Below are 16,061 nucleotides of genomic sequence, written 5' to 3'. Positions count from 1 at the left end.
AGGGGGACGGGACGCTGCCGGAGGAGAACGTGGACAGCGAGTGCCTGCGGGGCGACATGCGGGCGCTGCTGGAGCAACTGCCGGACCTCCAGCGGGATGTGCTGAAGATGCGCTACGGCATCGATGTGGAGGAACCGATGAGCCTCACCGGCATCGGCCGCATCCTCGGCATGAGCCGCGACCGCGTGCGCAACCTGGAGCGTGATGGCCTGGTGGGTCTGCGGCGCCTCAGCGCCAGCGTCGAGGATTACGCGGCCTGCTGAGGCGCCACCCCGCCATGCTGGCGAGAGCCGCCGCCCCCAGCCATGGACAGCAGCACTGAAGTTCTCGCCCTTTTTCCCCGCTACGTGCTCAAGAGCCGGCTGCCTGAGGGAATGCTGGGTGAGCTGCTGCAGTTGGCCGAGCAGGTGCTGGCCCAGCCTGAGCAGAGCCCCGACGCCTCCACCAAGCTGGCCGGCCAGCTGGCCCAGCAGCGGGAGCTGGGGCCCCACCACGCCTGCATCCAGTCCCTTTGCTCCAGTGAAATCCTGCCGGCCTGTGAGCACTGGATCCGCCATGTGATCGACCGGCAGCCGCCCCAGGGCCGTGGTCCCTGGACGCCCGGCCGCTACCGGCTGCAGATGATCGATGTCTGGCTCAATGCCCAGCGGGCGGGGGATTACAACCCGATGCACACCCACGGCGGCTCCTTTTCCGGCGTGATCTTCCTGAGGGTTCCGCCCCAGATCCACAACGACAGCTTCGACGGCCAGCTCTGTTTCCACGGCCCTGAGGAGTGGCACATCCAGAGCTTCCGAACCGGCATGGCCCAGTACGTGCTGCCAGTGGCCGGCGAGTTCTATGTGTTTCCAGCCTGGCAGCCCCATTCGGTGCCACCCTTCCGGGGCAATGGGGAGCGCTGGTCGCTGGCCTTCAACGTGGTTGCGGTGCCGATGCCGGCCCCTGGGGTCGGTCCGCCCGCTTCCGCCGCAGCACCTGCCACTGGCCACGTCACGGGCCGCCCCAACCTCTCCCTCTCCACCTCCCGCCAGCGGCCGGGCGGTTTCGCCTGAACGCCATGGCGAGCAACGGACCCCGCTGGCTGGTGGCCGGCGACATCGACGGGCTGATGGGCCTGGGGCTCGACAACCTGATCCAGATCCTGCTGATCCTTGGCCTCTGCCGCGGCGTGCTCGGCTACCCCGACGGCCTGATCTTCGGGGTGATCCTGCCCGCCACCGGTCTCAGCCTGGTGGCGGGGAACGGCGCCTACGCCTGGCAGGCCTACCGGCTGGCCGTGCGGGAGGGGCGCGGCGACCGCACCGCCCTGCCCTACGGCATCAACACGGTGAGCCTGTTCGCCTATGTGTTCCTTGTGATGCTGCCGGTGAAGCTCGCGGCCCTCGGCCAGGGGCTGGCGGAAGCCGACGCGGTGCGGCTCTCCTGGCAGGCAGGGCTGATCGCCTGCCTCGGCTCCGGAGCGATCGAGGCGGGCGGGGCCTTCTGCGTGGGGGCGTTGCGCCGCTGGCTGCCACGGGCGGCCCTGCTCTCCACCCTGGCTGGCATCGCCCTCGGCTACATCGCCCTGGGCTTCCTGCTGCGCACCTATGCCCAGCCGGTGGTGGCCCTGGCGGTGCTGGCGGTGATCCTGCTCACCTATTACGGCGGCGTGAAGCTGCCCCTGCCGGGTGGCCTGATCGCCGTGCTGCTGGGCATCCTGCTGGCGGCGGCCACCGGCCTGCTGCGGATCGACCCGGCCAGCTGGCAGGCCAACGCAGCCCAGGTGGGCCTGCATCTGCCGGCATTGCAGCTCGGCGCGCTCTGGCAGGCCCGGGGCCAGCTGCTTCCCTGGCTCGGGGTGATCGTGCCGATGGGGCTGTTCAACCTGCTTGGTTCCCTGCAGAACCTGGAGAGCGCCGAGGCGGCCGGAGACCGCTACCCCGTGAAGAGTTCCCTGCTGATCAACGGCATCGGCACCGTGGTGGCCGCCGCCCTGGGCTCTTGCTTCCCCACCACCATCTATATCGGCCACCCGGGCTGGAAGGCAATGGGGGCCCGGATCGGCTACTCCTGGCTGAACGGGCTGGTGATGGGGCTGGGCTGCCTGCTGGGGGTGTTCGGCCTGGTGGGCCAGCTTGTGCCGATCGAGGCGGGCATGGCGATCGTGCTTTACATCGGCCTGGTAATCGCCGCCCAGAGCTTCCAGGCCACCCCAGCCGCCCATGCGCCGGCGGTGGTGCTGGGCCTGTTGCCTGGCCTGGCTGGCTGGGGTGCCTTGCTGCTGAAGGCCGGCCTGCGCGCCGGTGGGGCGGGCAGCGCCGAGAATCCGTTCGGCCCTGCCCTGCTGATCCCGCTCCAGCAGGCCGACGTCTGGGCTGCTGGAGCCTTCGCGCTCGAGCAGGGCCAGATCGTGGCGGCCATGCTGCTCTCGGCCATGGTGGTCTACGTGATCGAGCAACGCTTCAACGCCGCGGCCCTCGCTGCCGGCCTGGCCGCGGTCGCGTCCTGGTTCGGCCTGATCCACGCCTGGCGCTTCACCCCCGCCGACACGGTGCTGCACCTGGGCTGGGGCAGCGGCGCCCCCTGGGCCCTGGGTTACCTGGCGATGGCCCTGGTGTTCGCGGCGGCGGCGATGGCCCGACGCCGGGGCTGGAACGGCTGAACCGGGGAAGGCCCGATCCATGCTGACTGGCCATCCCGTGTTGGATTTCCAGTCGCTCAGGGAAGCACTGTTGAACTGGTGGGAGCCCAACGGCCGCCACCACATTCCCTGGAAACGGCGCCTCGATGGCCAGCGGCCCAGGGATGGGGAGGCCCTCGAGCCCTACGGCATCTGGGTGGCCGAGGTCATGCTGCAGCAGACCCAGCTGGCCGTGGTGCTGCCCTACTGGCGGCGGTGGCTGGCGGCCTTTCCCTCGCTGGCAGCCCTGGCTTCTGCCGACGACCACGACGTATTGATGCTCTGGCAGGGCCTGGGCTACTACGCGCGCGCCCGGCGATTGCAGCAGGGGGCACAGCAACTCATGGCGGCCGGCTGCGTAGCCGGGAAGACTGCACCCACCGGCCCCTGGTCCCGGGATCTGGACGGCTGGCTGGCGCTGCCGGGCATCGGCCGCAGCACCGCCGGCAGCATCCTCAGCTCCGCCTTCGACCTACCCTTTCCGATCCTCGATGGCAATGTAAAGCGAGTTCTGGCGCGGCTGATCGCCAGCCCGCGGCCACCGGGGCGGGATCTGGACGGGCTCTGGCGGCTCAGCGCTTCGCTGCTCGACCCGCAGCGGCCCCGGGCGTTCAACCAGGCGCTGATGGATCTCGGCGCCACCGTCTGCACGCCCCGCCAACCCGTCTGCGGCGGCTGCCCCTGGCAGAGGCACTGTGCTGCCTACGCTGCCGGCGATCCCGCCGCCTACCCCGTGAAGGACAACCCCAGGCCCGTGCCCTTTGAGGTGATCGGCGTCGGCGTTGTGCTCGACCCCGACGGCCGGGCGCTGATCGACCAACGCCGAGCCGAGGGACTGCTCGGCGGCCTCTGGGAGTTCCCCGGCGGCAAGCAGGAGCCGGGTGAGGCGATCGAGGCCACCATCAGGCGGGAGCTGCGCGAGGAGCTGGCGATCGAGGTGGCCGTGGGCGAGGAACTCATCACCCTGGAGCACAGCTACAGCCACCGGCGACTGCGGTTTGTGGTGCATCTCTGCCGCTGGCTTTCGGGTGATCCCCAGCCCCTTGCCAGCCAGCAGGTGCGCTGGGTGGAGCCGGCGCGCCTGGCGGAATTTCCCTTCCCGGCCGCCAACGGTCGCATCATCGCTGCCCTGCTGGAGCGGCTGGGCTCCGGTCCGGTTGGCTTGGGTGCCAATTCTGGCCAAGGTGGGAGCAAGCGATCGGTGGCCTGATGATCCGGCAGCCTCCACCACGGGTGCTCTGCTTCGGCGAAGCCCTCGTCGATCGGCTCGGGCCGCCGGGGGGCGATCCGGCCAGGGATGGCCCCGTCGACGACCGGCTCGGTGGAGCCCCGGCCAACGTGGCCTGTGCCCTGGCCCGCCTGGGCACCCCCGCCGCCCTGATCGGCCGGCTTGGCGACGACGCCATCGGCGCAGCCTTCGGCCGATTGCTGTGGGAACGGGGCGTGGACACCCGGGCCCTGCAGCGGGATCCGCTCCGGCCCAGCCGAATCGTGTTGGTGAAGCGGGATGCCGGCGGCGATCGGAGCTTCGGGGGCTTCGCCGGGGAGCTTGGCGAGGGTTTCGCCGATCAGGCCCTGGATGCCGAAGCCCTGGCCCGGCCGTTCGCTGCCCTGCTGAACCGGGCCCGGTGGTTGCTGATCGGCACGATCCCCCTGGCCAGCCCGGCCAGTGGCGCCGCGCTGCTGGCCGCGGTGGAGCAGGCCGCCACGGCAGAAGTGCCCCTGGCCCTTGATCTGAACTGGCGCCCCAGCTTCTGGCCGATCGCGCCCGCTTTGGCCCTGGAGCGGATCCGGCCCATGCTCGAGCGGGCCGCCCTGCTCAAACTCTCGGCCGAGGAGGCCGACTGGATCGGCGCGGGGGGGGATCCGCAGCGGATCAGTGCCTCCCTGCCGCAGCGTCCCGCCGTGGTGGTGACCGACGGGGCCCGCGGGCTGCGCTGGTGGCTGGGGGGACAGGCCGGCTCCCTGGTGGCCTTCCCCGTCACCGTTGTGGACACCACCGGTGCCGGCGACGCCTTTCTGGCCGGGTTGCTCCACGGCCTCTGCGCCGATCCCTCTTTGCTGACGGATGCCAGTGTCGCCGCGGTGGGTCGGGCGATGCGGTTCGCCGCCGCCTGCGGCGCCCTGGTGTGCGCTGGCGCCGGTGCCATCGATCCCCAGCCGGACGAAGCCGCGGTGGAGACGTTCCTGGAGAGGGCCTCCTAGCCCTGTTGGCTGATCACGGCCTGACGCCCCTCCTTCCGATGCAGCAGCTCCACCAGCCAGGCGGGTCCGGGCGGCACGCTGAGGCGCTCGGGCCACTCCACCACCAGCACCGCGCCGAGGGATCGGGCCTCCTCCTCCTCCTGGGCGAAGAGTTCATCGGCGGAGGCCGGTTGCTCCAGGCGATAGAGATCGAGGTGGACCAGATAGGTGGGCCGGCCCTGCCGCAGGCCCCGGTAGTGCTGGGCCAGGGCAAAGGTGGGGCTGGTGATCGGCTCCTCGATCCCCAGGGCCATCCCCAGCCCCTGCACCAGGCAGGTTTTGCCGGCTCCCAGCTCCCCCTGAAGCAGAAGCACGGACAAGGGCGTCTGCGGGGCAGCCAGCAGCCAGCCCGCCAGCTCCTCCCCCAGAGCCCGCGTTGCGCCGGCGTCGGTCAGGACTCGCAGCTGGGTTTCGCGCACGTTCTGAATCCCCCTGTAGATTCCCATCCAGCGAGCCCGAAGCCTCGGCGTCTCTGCAGATATTCCACACCCCACTCTTCCTCCCGCACGGGAGCCATACCACCATGGTGGCCGCACCTTCTTCCACTGTTCATGCTGACGCCGTAACGGACACCTTCACCCCCGGACTCCAGGCAACCTCCTCCTATGTGGTCGCCGACCTCGGCCTGGCCGACTGGGGCCGCAAGGAACTGGCCATCGCTGAAACGGAGATGCCCGGGTTGATGGCGCTGCGCACCAAGTTCGGCGCTGAGCAACCCCTCAAGGGTGCCCGAATCGCCGGCAGCCTCCACATGACGATCCAGACGGGGGTTCTGATCGAAACCCTGGTGGCCCTCGGCGCCGAGGTGCGCTGGGCCTCCTGCAACATCTTCTCCACCCAGGACCATGCTGCCGCCGCGATCGCTGCGAAGGGCATCCCCGTCTTTGCTTACAAGGGCGAAACCCTTGACGAATACTGGGCCTTCACCCACAGGATCCTGGAGTGGGGCGATGGCGGCACCCCCAACATGATCCTCGACGACGGCGGGGATGCCACCGGCCTCGTCGTGCTCGGCACCAAGGCGGAGAAGGACCTCTCCGTTCTCGACAACCCCGGCAGCGAAGAAGAGATCGCCCTGTTCAAATCGATCCGGGCCCGCCTGGCGGTTCAGCCCACCTTCTACTCCCGCATCTATGCCGAGATCCAGGGCGTGACCGAGGAAACCACCACCGGTGTGGCTCGCCTCTATCAGATGCAGAAGGCTGGTGAGCTCCCCTTCCCGGCGATCAACGTCAACGACTCGGTCACCAAGAGCAAATTCGACAACCTCTACGGCTGCCGCGAATCCCTGGTGGATGCGATCAAGCGCGCCACCGACGTGATGGTGGCGGGCAAGGTGTCCCTGGTGATCGGATATGGCGATGTGGGCAAGGGATCGGCCCAGTCGCTGCGGGGCCTGGGCTCCACGGTGATGATCGCCGAGGTGGATCCGATCTGCGCGCTGCAGGCGGCGATGGAGGGCTACCGTGTCGTCCGTCTCGAGGACGTGGTGTCGGATGTGGACATCTTCGTGACCGCCACTGGTAATTTCCAGGTGATCGGCCATGAGCACCTGATCCGCATGAAGGACCAGGCCATCGTCTGCAACATCGGCCACTTCGACAACGAAATCGATGTGGCTTCGCTCAAGCAGTACGAATGGGACACGATCAAGCCCCAGGTGGACCATGTGATCTTCCCGGATGGCAAACGGATCATCCTGCTGGCCGAGGGCCGGCTGGTCAACCTGGGCTGCGGCACCGGCCACCCCAGCTTCGTGATGAGCAACTCCTTCACCAACCAGGTGTTGGCCCAGATCGAGCTGTTCAGCAAGGGCGAGCAGTACGAGAAGCAGGTGTATGTGCTGCCCAAGCACCTCGATGAGATGGTGGCTCGCCTTCACCTCGAGAAGATCGGCGCCAAGCTCACCGAGCTCAGCCAGCTGCAGGCCGATTACATCGCCGTGCCGGTGGAGGGCCCCTACAAGCCCGACCACTACCGGTATTGATGGGGGTTGCCGAACTGGTCCAGAAGCTGCCCGAACTGATCGGGTCAGCTGTTGGAGCCAATCCATGGGCGGGTTATGGCGCGATCTTTCTCGCCATGTTCCTCGAGAACCTGTTCCCGCCCATTCCCTCGGAGCTGATCATGCCCCTAGGGGGCTTCTATGTGCACCAGGGTCAGCTGGCTTTTGTGCCAGTCGTCCTGGCGGGGCTGCTGGGCACCGTTCTCGGTGCGCTTCCCTGGTACGGCGTCGGTCGGCTGGTCAACGAGGAGCGCATCGAGGCCTGGCTCGACCGCCATGGCCGGTGGATCGGCATCCGCTCCGAGGAATTGCGCCGCAGCCGCAACTGGTTCAGCCGACACGGCACCGCCCTGGTGTTCTGGGGTCGGCTGGTCCCGGGCATTCGCACGCTGATTTCGGTGCCGGCGGGCATCGAGATGATGCCGATGCTGCCCTTCCTGATCTGGACCACTGCCGGCAGCCTGATCTGGACCCTCATGCTCACCCTGGCCGGGATGGTGCTCGGCGAGGGCTACAGCAACGTGGAGGTCTGGATGGCGCCGGTGACCAAGGCGATCAAAGTGATCCTGGTGCTGGCCGGACTGGCCTTCGTGGCCTGGCTGGGACTGCGCATCTGGAGGCAGCGGCAGAGCATCGATTGAGTTGATCTGGCAGCTTTGCTCTTGCACCTGTACCTGTGACCTGGCACCAGGGGCTGGAAGTGCTCCAGCCCACCGATAACTTGCTCAGGCGGATCCGTACTTCCGGGTGAGCCGTTATTCAGAAGGGAACTTCCTCTTCGCTCGGCTCACCCTGAAAACCCGAGCCACCGCCTTGGCCACCATCGCCATAGGCGCCTTGGTCGCTGTCGCGTTTGGAGCCCAGCAGCTCCAGCCGATCGACCCTGACGACCGGCTTGGTGCGCTCCTCGCCGCTGGTGCGATCCGTCCAGCGGTCCAGCTTGAACGAGCCGATGATGCCCAGCAGCGAGCCCTTTCGCACGTAGTCGGCGGCCACCTGGGCCTGCTTGCCCCAGATCTCGAGGTTGAACCAGTCGGGTTCGTCGTCACGGCTGCGGCGGTTCACCGCCAAGGTGAGGTTGGCCACGACCGTGCCGGATTCGAAGTAGCGCACTTCGGGATCACGGCCGGCACGGCCGACCAGGGTTACGGAATTCACACCCATGGGGTTCTCCTTTGAATTGGGGGGTTGAGGTTGGTTGGATCAATGATGCGCCATTCGATCGGGGCGCTTCTCTCAGCAGGTTCCACCCTCCGACCCGGATGTACCACCGGATGGCTGCCGGGAACCGGCGGAGCCCCACTCCTATGATTCGGCCCGCTCTGCGGCTGCTCAGTGTTCTTTCGACGTTTCCAGCTCTCCCGCGACATCGGCATCGATCTGGGAACGGCCAACACCTTGATGTACGTGTCCGGCAAGGGCATCGTGCTGCAGGAGCCCTCGGTGGTGGCCCTTGATCTGGAGCGCGGCATTCCCCTGGCCGTCGGTGATGAGGCCAAGCTGATGCTCGGCCGCACCCCCGGCAACATCCGGGCCGTGCGCCCCCTGCGCGATGGCGTGATCGCCGACTTCGACGCCGCCGAGATGATGATCAAGACCTTCATCCAGAAGGGCAACGAGGGGCGCGGCATCATCGCCCCCCGGCTGGTGATCGGCATTCCCAGCGGCGTCACCGGCGTGGAGCGCCGGGCGGTGCGAGAGGCCGGACTGGCCGGTGCCCGCGAGGTGCACTTGATCGACGAGCCTGTGGCGGCCGCCATCGGCGCCGGTCTGCCGGTGACCGAGCCGGTGGGCACCATGATCGTCGACATCGGCGGTGGCACCACCGAAGTGGCCGTGCTGAGCCTCGGTGGCACCGTGGTCAGTGAGTCGGTGCGGGTGGCGGGCGATGAAATCACGGAGGCCATCACCGTTTACCTCAAGAAGGTGCACAACCTGGTGGTGGGCGAGCGCACCGCCGAGGAGATCAAGATCCGGATCGGCTCCGCCTTCCCCGAGGACGCCCACGACAGCGGCTCGATGGATGTGCGCGGCCTCCACCTGCTCTCGGGCCTGCCCCGCACCATCAACGTTCGGGCCGGTGACATCCGCGAAGCGATGGCCGAACCGCTCAACGTGATCGTGGAGGCGGTGAAGCGCACCCTTGAGCGCACCCCGCCCGAGCTGGCCGCCGACATCGTCGATCGCGGCATCATGCTGGCCGGCGGTGGCGCCCTGGTGCGCGGCATCAGCGACCTGATCAGCCATGAAACCGGCATCCTCACCCACGTGGCCCAGGATCCACTCCTGTGCGTCGTGAACGGCTGCGGCCAGGTTCTGGAGGATTACAAGCGGCTGGAGCGTGTGCTGGACACGCCTGACTTCAGCCGCCTCTCCGCCTGATCACCATGCCGATCGGACGCCTGCCCCGCGTCCCCTCCCTGGGCCGGGTGGTCCAGTCGTGGCCCTGGTTGCTGTTGCTGGTGGCCCTGGTGGGGGTGCGGCTGAGCAAGGGGGCGTTGCTGAGCGATGCCTATGCGCTGCTCAGTCGGCCGTTCTGGCCAGGCAGTGCCCAGCGGGAATGGCTGCAGGGAGCGAAAGAGCTGGAGCTGCAGGCCCGCCAGGCCCACCTGGAGCAGGACAACCGCCGCCTTCGCCTCCTCCTCGGTCTCAAGCGGGCCGATCCGGGCAAGGTGACCGCGGCTGTGATCTCGCGGGAGCCGGCCGGCTGGTGGCATCAACTGGTGCTTGGTGCCGGCGGGATCCAGGGCATTCGCCCCGGCGATTCGGTCGTGGGCCCCGGTGGCCTGGTCGGCCGGGTGTCGAGCGTCACGCCCACCACCGCCCGGGTGGCCCTGCTCACCGATCCGGCCAGCCGGGTGGGGGTCTGGGTGGGGCGCATCCAACGCCATGGTCTGCTCACCGGTGTGGGTACCAGTCGGCCGTTGCTGGTTTTTCTCGAGAAGGATCCCCAGGTGCGGCCCGGCGATGGGGTGGTCACCTCACCGGCGAGCACCCTGGTGCCGCCGGGCCTGAGCGTGGGGGTGATCCAGTCGGTCGACGAGAAGGGTGTGCCGGCTCCGAGTGCGGTGGTGCAGCTGAGCGCGCCGGTGGGCTCCATCGACTGGGTGCAGGTGCTGGTTCGATCGTCCGTGCCACCCACCCCCGCAACGGCGCCTTGATCGATGGGAGTCCTGCATCGTCTTCCCTGGGCCGTTGCTACCGCTGGCGCCGTTCCCATGCTCAGCCTGGCCTCGCCGTCCTTCCTCAAGCTGGCCGGGGTACCGCCCAGCTGGGCGGTGCTGTGGCTTCTGCCCTGGGCCCTGGCCGATGGGCCGGTCTCGGGAGCGATGGCGGGGCTGGGGCTGGGGCTCCTGGCGGATTCCCTCAACCTGGGTGGAGCCACCCAGATCCCCGCCCTGGCCCTGCTCGGCTGGTGGTGGGGGCGCCTGGCGCGCCAGGGACCGCCGATCGAGCGCAGCTTGAGCCTGGGGCTGCTGGCCCTGGTGGGCACCTTTCTGCTCGGCCTGAGCGTGTCGTTGCAGCGCCAAGGCTTCCCCCTGCCGGGATCGCTCTCCCAGCTCTCCAGCCTGCACACCCTGCTGGCCCAGACCCTGCTCACCGGCCTGCTGGCACCGATGATCTGTTCACTGCTGCTGTTGCTCTGGCGCCAGCAGGGCGCACTGACGCGGCGCTGATCTGATGAGGCTGATCCGATGAGGCTGATCCCATGAAGCCGTTCCGATCAGCCCTGCGTCGACGTTGTGGCCTTCTCAGCGCAGTGCTGCTGGTGCTCCTGGCCGGCTGCGCCCCCACCCCTTCCGCGAAGCGGGAGCTGCAGCTCTGGACCCTCGACCTATCGCCGAAGTTCAACGGGGAGATAGGCCGGGTGGTGACCGCCTGGGAAGGCGACAATCCAGGTGTGTCCGTGCGCTGGACGGACCTTCCCTGGGGATCGGTGGAGCGCAAGCTGCTGGCGGCGGTGTTTGCCCGCACCGCCCCGGATGTGGTCAATCTCAACCCCCTGTTCGCCGCCAACCTGGCCAGCAAGGGGGGCCTGCTGGACCTTGGTCCGCTGCTGCCGCCGGGCGCCGGCGACGCCTACCTGCCGAAGATCTGGCAGGCCAGCCAGGCCGATGGCCGTCAGTTCGCCATCCCCTGGTATCTCACCGCCCGCATCACCCTCGCCAACCACGACCTGCTGACCCGGGCCGGCTACAGCCAGCCGCCCCGCCGCTGGGAGGAGGTGCCGGCCTTCGCCGAGGCGGTCAAGCGCCGCACCGGTCGCTACGCCCTGTTCGTGACGGTGGTTCCTGACGATTCCGCCGAGCTGCTGGAGTCGATGGTGCAGATGGGGGTGACCCTGCAGGACGGCCGCCGCCGCGCCGCCTTCAACAGCCCGGCCGGCCGTCGCGCCTTTGCGTTCTGGAGCGATCTGTATCGCCGCGGCCTCCTGCCGCGGGAGGTGGTCAGCCAGGGGTACCGCCGCGCGATCGAGCTCTACCAGAGCGGCGAGCTGGCCACCCTGGCCAGTGGCGCCGAATTCCTGCGCAGCATCCAGACCAACGCCCCCCAGATCGCCGCTGTCACCAAACCCCACCCGCCCCTGACCGGGCCGAACGGCAGGGCCAACGTGGCGGTGATGAACCTGGCGGTGCCCCGCCAGAGCGCCCTGCCCAAGCAGGCCGTGAGCTTTGCCCTCTTTCTCACCAATGCCGAGAACCAGGCGCGCTTCGCCGAGCAGGCGCGGGTGCTCCCCTCCGCCAAGGGGGCCCTGGGGCGGATCGAGCGCCGATTGCGCGACCAGACCCTGGCCGATCCCCGCCAGGAGCTCGTGCGGCGGGCCCGGTTGCAGTCGGTGGAAACCCTGAAACGGGCTGAGGTGCTCGTGCCTGCCAGCCCGGGGGTGAAGCGGCTTCAAGCCATCCTCTACCGCCACCTGCAACGGGCCATGCTGGGCCAGGTCAGCAGCGACAATGCCCTCGCCGCCGCCGAGCTGGAGTGGAACCGCTACGCGGCGGCCCGTTGGCCCTGAGCCTGGCTCTGGGCGGGGCCCTGTGCTCTCGGGGCCTGGGCCCTGAGCTGTAGGGTTTCATTTCTTAGGGTCCTGCGCGCCATGTCCTTGGAAGAGCTGCCCCGGCACAGTCAGGGTGATGCTTCCCAAGCGGTCGTGCCCCACGCCCTGGCCACGGTGCTTGTCGTCGATGACGAAGCCACGGTGCGACGGGTGCTGCAGATGCGCCTGGAGCTGGCCGGCTATCGGGTGATCTGCGCCGAGGATGGCGAGCAGGCCCTGACGATCTTCCACGAGGAGCAGCCGGATCTGGTCGTGCTCGATGTGATGCTGCCGAAGCTCGATGGTTTCGCGGTCTGCAGGCGCCTGCGGGCCGAATCCTGCGTGCCGATCATTTTTCTCTCGGCCCTCGATGCGATCACTGAGCGGGTGTCCGGCCTTGATCTCGGCGCCGACGACTACCTGCCCAAACCCTTCAGCCCCAAGGAGCTCGAAGCGCGGATCTCCACCATCCTGCGCCGGGTAGGCCGGGGTTCGGCCACGCTCGAGCCCCGGGATGTGCCGGCCGGCCAGGGCATCCTGCGGGTCGGCGACCTGATGGTTGACACCAACCGCCGCCAGGTGACCAGGGCTGGGGACCGGATCAGCCTCACCTACACCGAATTCAGCCTCCTGGAGTTGCTGTTCCGGGAGCCTGGGCGGGTGGTGCCCCGCGCCGAGATCCTTGAGCAACTCTGGGGCTATCCGCCCCGCCGGGCCGCCGACCTCCGGGTTGTCGATGTTTACGTGGCGCGGTTGCGGGGCAAGCTCGAGCCGGATCCCCGCAACCCCGAACTGATCCTCACCGTGCGCGGCACCGGCTACTCCTCCCAGCGGATGAGCGAAGTGGCCGCCTCCGCAGCCCTCTGAGCTGACCAGTCCTGCAGGATGGGGCGCTGAAACCGAGTCTTTCCACCCTTGCTTGAGCCGCGCCACAACCGTCTGGAGCAGGCTCGCCTGGAGAAGGGCCAGGCCTTGGCGGCCCTCGGTCAGGGTCCCTATGGCCTGCGCTTCGATCCTTCGCACCGCACCGCCGAGCTTCAGCACGCTCACGCCGACCTCGGCAAGGGCCAGGAGCGCGATCTGACCGTGGCCGTGGCCGGCCGGGTGATGACCCGGCGGGTGATGGGCAAGCTCGCCTTCTTCACCCTGGTGGATGAGAGCGGTCCGATCCAGCTGTTCATCGAAAAGGCCACCCTGGCCGCCGCCCTGCCCGATCAGCCCGAGGCCTTCGCCCAGCTCACCACCCTGGTGGATGCGGGCGATCTGATCGGGGTGAACGGCAGCCTGCGCCGCACCGACCGGGGCGAGCTGTCGGTGAAGGTGACGGGCTGGGAGATGCTCTGCAAGGCGCTGCAGCCCCTGCCCGACAAGTGGCATGGCCTTGCCGATGTGGAGAAGCGCTACCGGCAACGGCACCTCGATCTGATCGTGTCGCCCCAGACCCGCGACACCTTCCGTCGGCGCGCCCGGCTGGTGAGCGGCATCCGTCGCTGGCTTGATGATCGCCAGTTCCTGGAAATCGAAACGCCCGTGCTGAATGTGGAGGCGGGCGGTGCCGATGCCCGCCCCTTCAGCACCCACCACAACGCCCTCGACCTGCCCCTGTTCCTGCGCATCGCCACCGAGCTGCACCTCAAGCGGCTGGTGGTGGGGGGCTTCGAGCGGGTCTATGAACTGGGCCGGATCTTTCGCAACGAGGGCATCAGCACCCGCCACAACCCCGAGTTCACCTCGGTGGAGGTGTACCAGGCCTACGCCGATTACACCGACATGATGGCGCTCACCGAGCAGATGATCGCTGCGGTCACCGAGCAGGTGTGCGGCACCACCATGCTCACGTATCAGGGCACCGCCATCGACCTGACGCCCCCCTGGCGGCGGGCCACCATGCATGAGCTGGTGGAGCTGGCCACTGGCCTCGACTTCAACGCCTTCGAGTGGCGTGACCAGGCGGCGGCGGCGATGGCGGCCGCAGGCCTGGAGGTGCCCGATGCCGCCGACAGTGTCGGTCGGTTGCTGAATGAGGCCTTCGAGCAGCGGGTGGAAGCGAGCCTGATCCAGCCCACCTTCGTTCTCGATTACCCGGTGGAGATCTCGCCGCTGGCCCGGGCGCACCGCAGCAAGCCGGGGCTGGTGGAGCGCTTCGAGTTGTTCATCGTGGGACGGGAAACGGCGAACGCCTTCAGCGAGCTGATCGACCCGGTCGATCAGAGAAAGCGGCTCGAAGCCCAGCAGGCCCGCCGCCAGGCCGGCGATCTCGAGGCCCAGGGGGTGGACGAGGACTTCCTTCAGGCCCTCGAGGTGGGCATGCCCCCCACCGGCGGCCTGGGCATCGGCATCGATCGGCTCGCCATGCTGCTCACCGACAGCGCCAGCATCCGTGATGTGATCGCCTTCCCGCTGCTGCGCCCCGAAGCAGGCCCTCCGGGAGCCGGTGACGGCCGCAGTGGATAATTGACTGACGTTGGCACAATCCTCAGCCCATGAGTGGTGAGCGCGTCGGATTCCGCTTCAAGCACGCGGATGCGGTGGTGAAGCGCAATCCCCAGGGCCGATCCCGCCGGGGTTGGGTGATGGAGCCGGTCGAGCAGACCACCAGCCGCGGCACCAAGATGCCCGCCTACCGGATCCGCTGGCGTGACAGCGAGCGCCCCGAGATCGTTCTTCAGCACATGCTGATCGCAGACCCCGACCCCACACCTCCGCCGGAAGGGGTCAGCCTGGTGCCACCCCTGCCGAAGAAGTAAGGCACCATTCCCAGCCCGAAACCGTGCGAAGGGCAAAGTCTGCGAACGAAATCTGCCTGGTTCAGCTCCAGCCCTTCAGCCGGTAGGCCAGCAGGCCGAGGTGCTCCTTGATCACCACGGTGCTCACCTGCAGGGAGCCTGCATCGGGGAGCAGAGAACCCAGCACGGAGCCCGGTGTTGAACCGCCCAGCTGGTTGCGAGCGGGCAGGAGATAGTCGCAGGCGACCGGGATCACCTTGAGGGCCGTGCGGCGCTGGAAGGTGGCCAGGGCGCGGGGCATGTGGATTGCGCTGGAGACCAGAATCACGGAACGCCAACCCCGCTGCCGCGCCAGCCGATTGATCGCCTCGGCTTCCTCGGCGGTGGTTCGGGCCTGGTCGCTCATCAGGATCCGATCGGCGGCAACGCCGAGCTCGATGGCCAGGCTGCGGGCCGCCAAGGCCTCCGGCGGCGCCGGGTCGTCGTTGCGGAAGGTCACCCTGCCGCCGCTGACCAGCAGCAGTGGGGCCCGCTGCGCCCGCATCAGCCGCACCCCGGTGAGCAGCCGGTCGCCGGCCTCGCTCACTTCCACGGCCCTGCGCGGCGGTAAGGGGGCCTGGAGTCCGCCGCCCAGCACGATGATGGCATCGGCGCGGGGCACCAGCGCCGGGGTGAGCGCCGCGCTGCGCTCCTCCAACCCCCAGACCAGCTGACGCGCCGTGAGGGGCATGGAGCTGATCCAGAGCAGGGCCACGCCAACCCCGGCAACCCAGCCAGACCAGCGCCGGCCCCGCCCGAGCTGGGCCGTGAGCAGCAGCACCAGGCTCAGCCCAAGGGGATAGAGCAGCAACGGCAGCAGCTTGGAGAGCAGGAAGCTCATGGATCAGCAGCGTTCAGGGCTGCCGGGGGCCGCGGCTGCGCCGAAGCTCCTCCAGGTCCTGCTGTTTCTCGAAGTTGGCCCAGGCCTGCTCCAGATCGGGGCCTTCCGGGGTTGGAGCAGGCCGGGGCGGCTCCTGCAGCTGGGCCAGTTCGGCTTCCACCTGCCCCAGGGAGATGCCCAGTTCATGCAGGGCCTGCCAGCGGTCACGGCCCAGTCCCATCAGCTGGCGCAGGTGGGTCGCGGCCTGGTCGGCCAGGGCCTCGGCCCCGGCGGCCCGTGCCCGCCCCACCCGCTGCTGCCACTGGGTGATCTCCGCCGCCAGCTCCAAAAGGGACTGGCGGCTGGCATCCGCCTGCGCCCGAATCTCCAACCGCTGCCGACCCAATCGCCGCTGCCGCTCCTGGCGCTCGTCGGCATCGAGCAGATGCTGCTGATCGGGATGGCTGTTCAGGAAGGCCTCCAGCTGGCGATCCAGCTGGGCCTCAAGTTGCTCAAACCAACTGCCACTCATC

Annotated in this window: 18 protein-coding genes; 14 read left to right on the top strand and 4 right to left on the bottom strand. The window is 68.6% G+C overall.

Annotated features, from left to right (window positions below; all coding sequences use genetic code 11):
• From KBY66_RS05180 to KBY66_RS05160, 5 genes are all read left to right on the top strand, one after another.
• The coding region (locus KBY66_RS05180) for a sigma factor-like helix-turn-helix DNA-binding protein (RefSeq protein WP_315855480.1) at window positions 1–263 on the top strand (263 nt) is incomplete at its 5' end.
• 42 nt (window positions 264–305) lie between these two features.
• Window positions 306–1,052 (top strand): putative 2OG-Fe(II) oxygenase, encoded by a 747-nt coding sequence (locus KBY66_RS05175; protein WP_255088153.1) that lies wholly within the window; start codon window positions 306–308, stop codon window positions 1,050–1,052.
• Window positions 1,053–1,057: 5 nt separating this feature from the next.
• A complete protein-coding gene (locus tag KBY66_RS05170; RefSeq protein ID WP_255088152.1) occupies window positions 1,058–2,641 on the top strand; it encodes an NCS2 family permease in 1,584 nt (527 codons plus the stop codon).
• Between the two features lie 19 nt (window positions 2,642–2,660).
• Entirely contained in the window at window positions 2,661–3,869 is a 1,209-nt protein-coding gene (gene mutT, locus KBY66_RS05165; protein ID WP_255120061.1) for an 8-oxo-dGTP diphosphatase MutT, read from the top strand.
• Entirely contained in the window at window positions 3,869–4,864 is a 996-nt protein-coding gene (locus tag KBY66_RS05160; RefSeq protein ID WP_255088150.1) for a carbohydrate kinase family protein, read from the top strand. The genes mutT and KBY66_RS05160 overlap by 1 nt, the downstream gene beginning before the upstream one ends.
• Here the strand turns inward: KBY66_RS05160 and tsaE are convergent.
• Window positions 4,861–5,349, bottom strand: coding sequence for a tRNA (adenosine(37)-N6)-threonylcarbamoyltransferase complex ATPase subunit type 1 TsaE (tsaE, locus tag KBY66_RS05155; RefSeq protein ID WP_255088149.1), 489 nt, complete (start codon window positions 5,347–5,349; stop codon window positions 4,861–4,863). The genes KBY66_RS05160 and tsaE overlap by 4 nt on opposite strands.
• Before the next feature lie 77 nt (window positions 5,350–5,426).
• Between tsaE and ahcY the strand changes: the two genes are divergently transcribed.
• Window positions 5,427–6,890, top strand: coding sequence for an adenosylhomocysteinase (gene ahcY / locus KBY66_RS05150; protein ID WP_255088147.1), 1,464 nt, complete (start codon window positions 5,427–5,429; stop codon window positions 6,888–6,890).
• On the top strand, window positions 6,890–7,549 hold the full coding sequence (locus tag KBY66_RS05145) for a DedA family protein (RefSeq protein WP_255088146.1): 660 nt from the start codon (window positions 6,890–6,892) through the stop codon (window positions 7,547–7,549). Before ahcY ends, KBY66_RS05145 begins: the two co-directional genes overlap by 1 nt.
• Before the next feature lie 118 nt (window positions 7,550–7,667).
• Here the strand turns inward: KBY66_RS05145 and KBY66_RS05140 are convergent, their stop codons facing one another.
• Window positions 7,668–8,072, bottom strand: coding sequence for a single-stranded DNA-binding protein (locus KBY66_RS05140; protein ID WP_255088145.1), 405 nt, complete (start codon window positions 8,070–8,072; stop codon window positions 7,668–7,670).
• A 171-nt stretch (window positions 8,073–8,243) separates the two neighbouring features.
• On the opposite strand from KBY66_RS05140, the gene KBY66_RS05135 reads away from it, so the two are divergent.
• From KBY66_RS05135 to KBY66_RS05105, 7 genes are all read left to right on the top strand, one after another.
• Window positions 8,244–9,290 carry a rod shape-determining protein gene (locus tag KBY66_RS05135; protein ID WP_255088143.1) on the top strand — a complete coding sequence of 349 codons (1,047 nt, stop codon included), beginning with the start codon at window positions 8,244–8,246 and terminating at the stop codon, window positions 9,288–9,290.
• Between the two features lie 5 nt (window positions 9,291–9,295).
• Entirely contained in the window at window positions 9,296–10,069 is a 774-nt protein-coding gene (mreC, locus tag KBY66_RS05130; protein ID WP_255088142.1) for a rod shape-determining protein MreC, read from the top strand.
• Between the two features lie 3 nt (window positions 10,070–10,072).
• Window positions 10,073–10,585, top strand: a complete 513-nt coding sequence (locus KBY66_RS05125; protein ID WP_255088141.1) for a rod shape-determining protein MreD — start codon at window positions 10,073–10,075, stop codon at window positions 10,583–10,585.
• Window positions 10,586–10,617: 32 nt separating this feature from the next.
• Window positions 10,618–11,922, top strand: a complete 1,305-nt coding sequence (locus tag KBY66_RS05120; RefSeq protein WP_255088138.1) for an ABC transporter substrate-binding protein — start codon at window positions 10,618–10,620, stop codon at window positions 11,920–11,922.
• A gap of 81 nt (window positions 11,923–12,003) precedes the next feature.
• Entirely contained in the window at window positions 12,004–12,810 is an 807-nt protein-coding gene (gene rpaB / locus KBY66_RS05115; protein ID WP_255088137.1) for a response regulator transcription factor RpaB, read from the top strand.
• 48 nt (window positions 12,811–12,858) lie between these two features.
• The gene (lysS, locus tag KBY66_RS05110) at window positions 12,859–14,397 is read left to right on the top strand and encodes a lysine--tRNA ligase (protein WP_255088136.1); all 1,539 of its coding nucleotides are present in this window, start codon (window positions 12,859–12,861) and stop codon (window positions 14,395–14,397) included.
• A 29-nt stretch (window positions 14,398–14,426) separates the two neighbouring features.
• Window positions 14,427–14,690, top strand: a complete 264-nt coding sequence (locus tag KBY66_RS05105; RefSeq protein ID WP_255088134.1) for a hypothetical protein — start codon at window positions 14,427–14,429, stop codon at window positions 14,688–14,690.
• A gap of 61 nt (window positions 14,691–14,751) precedes the next feature.
• Here the strand turns inward: KBY66_RS05105 and KBY66_RS05100 are convergent, their stop codons facing one another.
• Window positions 14,752–15,549, bottom strand: a complete 798-nt coding sequence (locus tag KBY66_RS05100) for a YdcF family protein (RefSeq protein ID WP_255088133.1) — start codon at window positions 15,547–15,549, stop codon at window positions 14,752–14,754.
• 13 nt (window positions 15,550–15,562) lie between these two features.
• Window positions 15,563–16,060 carry a hercynine metabolism protein gene (locus KBY66_RS05095; RefSeq protein ID WP_255088132.1) on the bottom strand — a complete coding sequence of 166 codons (498 nt, stop codon included), beginning with the start codon at window positions 16,058–16,060 and terminating at the stop codon, window positions 15,563–15,565.
• Window position 16,061 lies beyond the last annotated feature (1 nt).

The organism is Synechococcus sp. Tobar12-5m-g (assembly GCF_024345415.1).
In the GTDB taxonomy this organism is placed as follows: domain Bacteria; phylum Cyanobacteriota; class Cyanobacteriia; order PCC-6307; family Cyanobiaceae; genus Regnicoccus.
The sequence above is the reverse complement of the archived record's forward strand: the minus strand, read 5'-3'. Positions and strand labels throughout refer to the sequence as shown.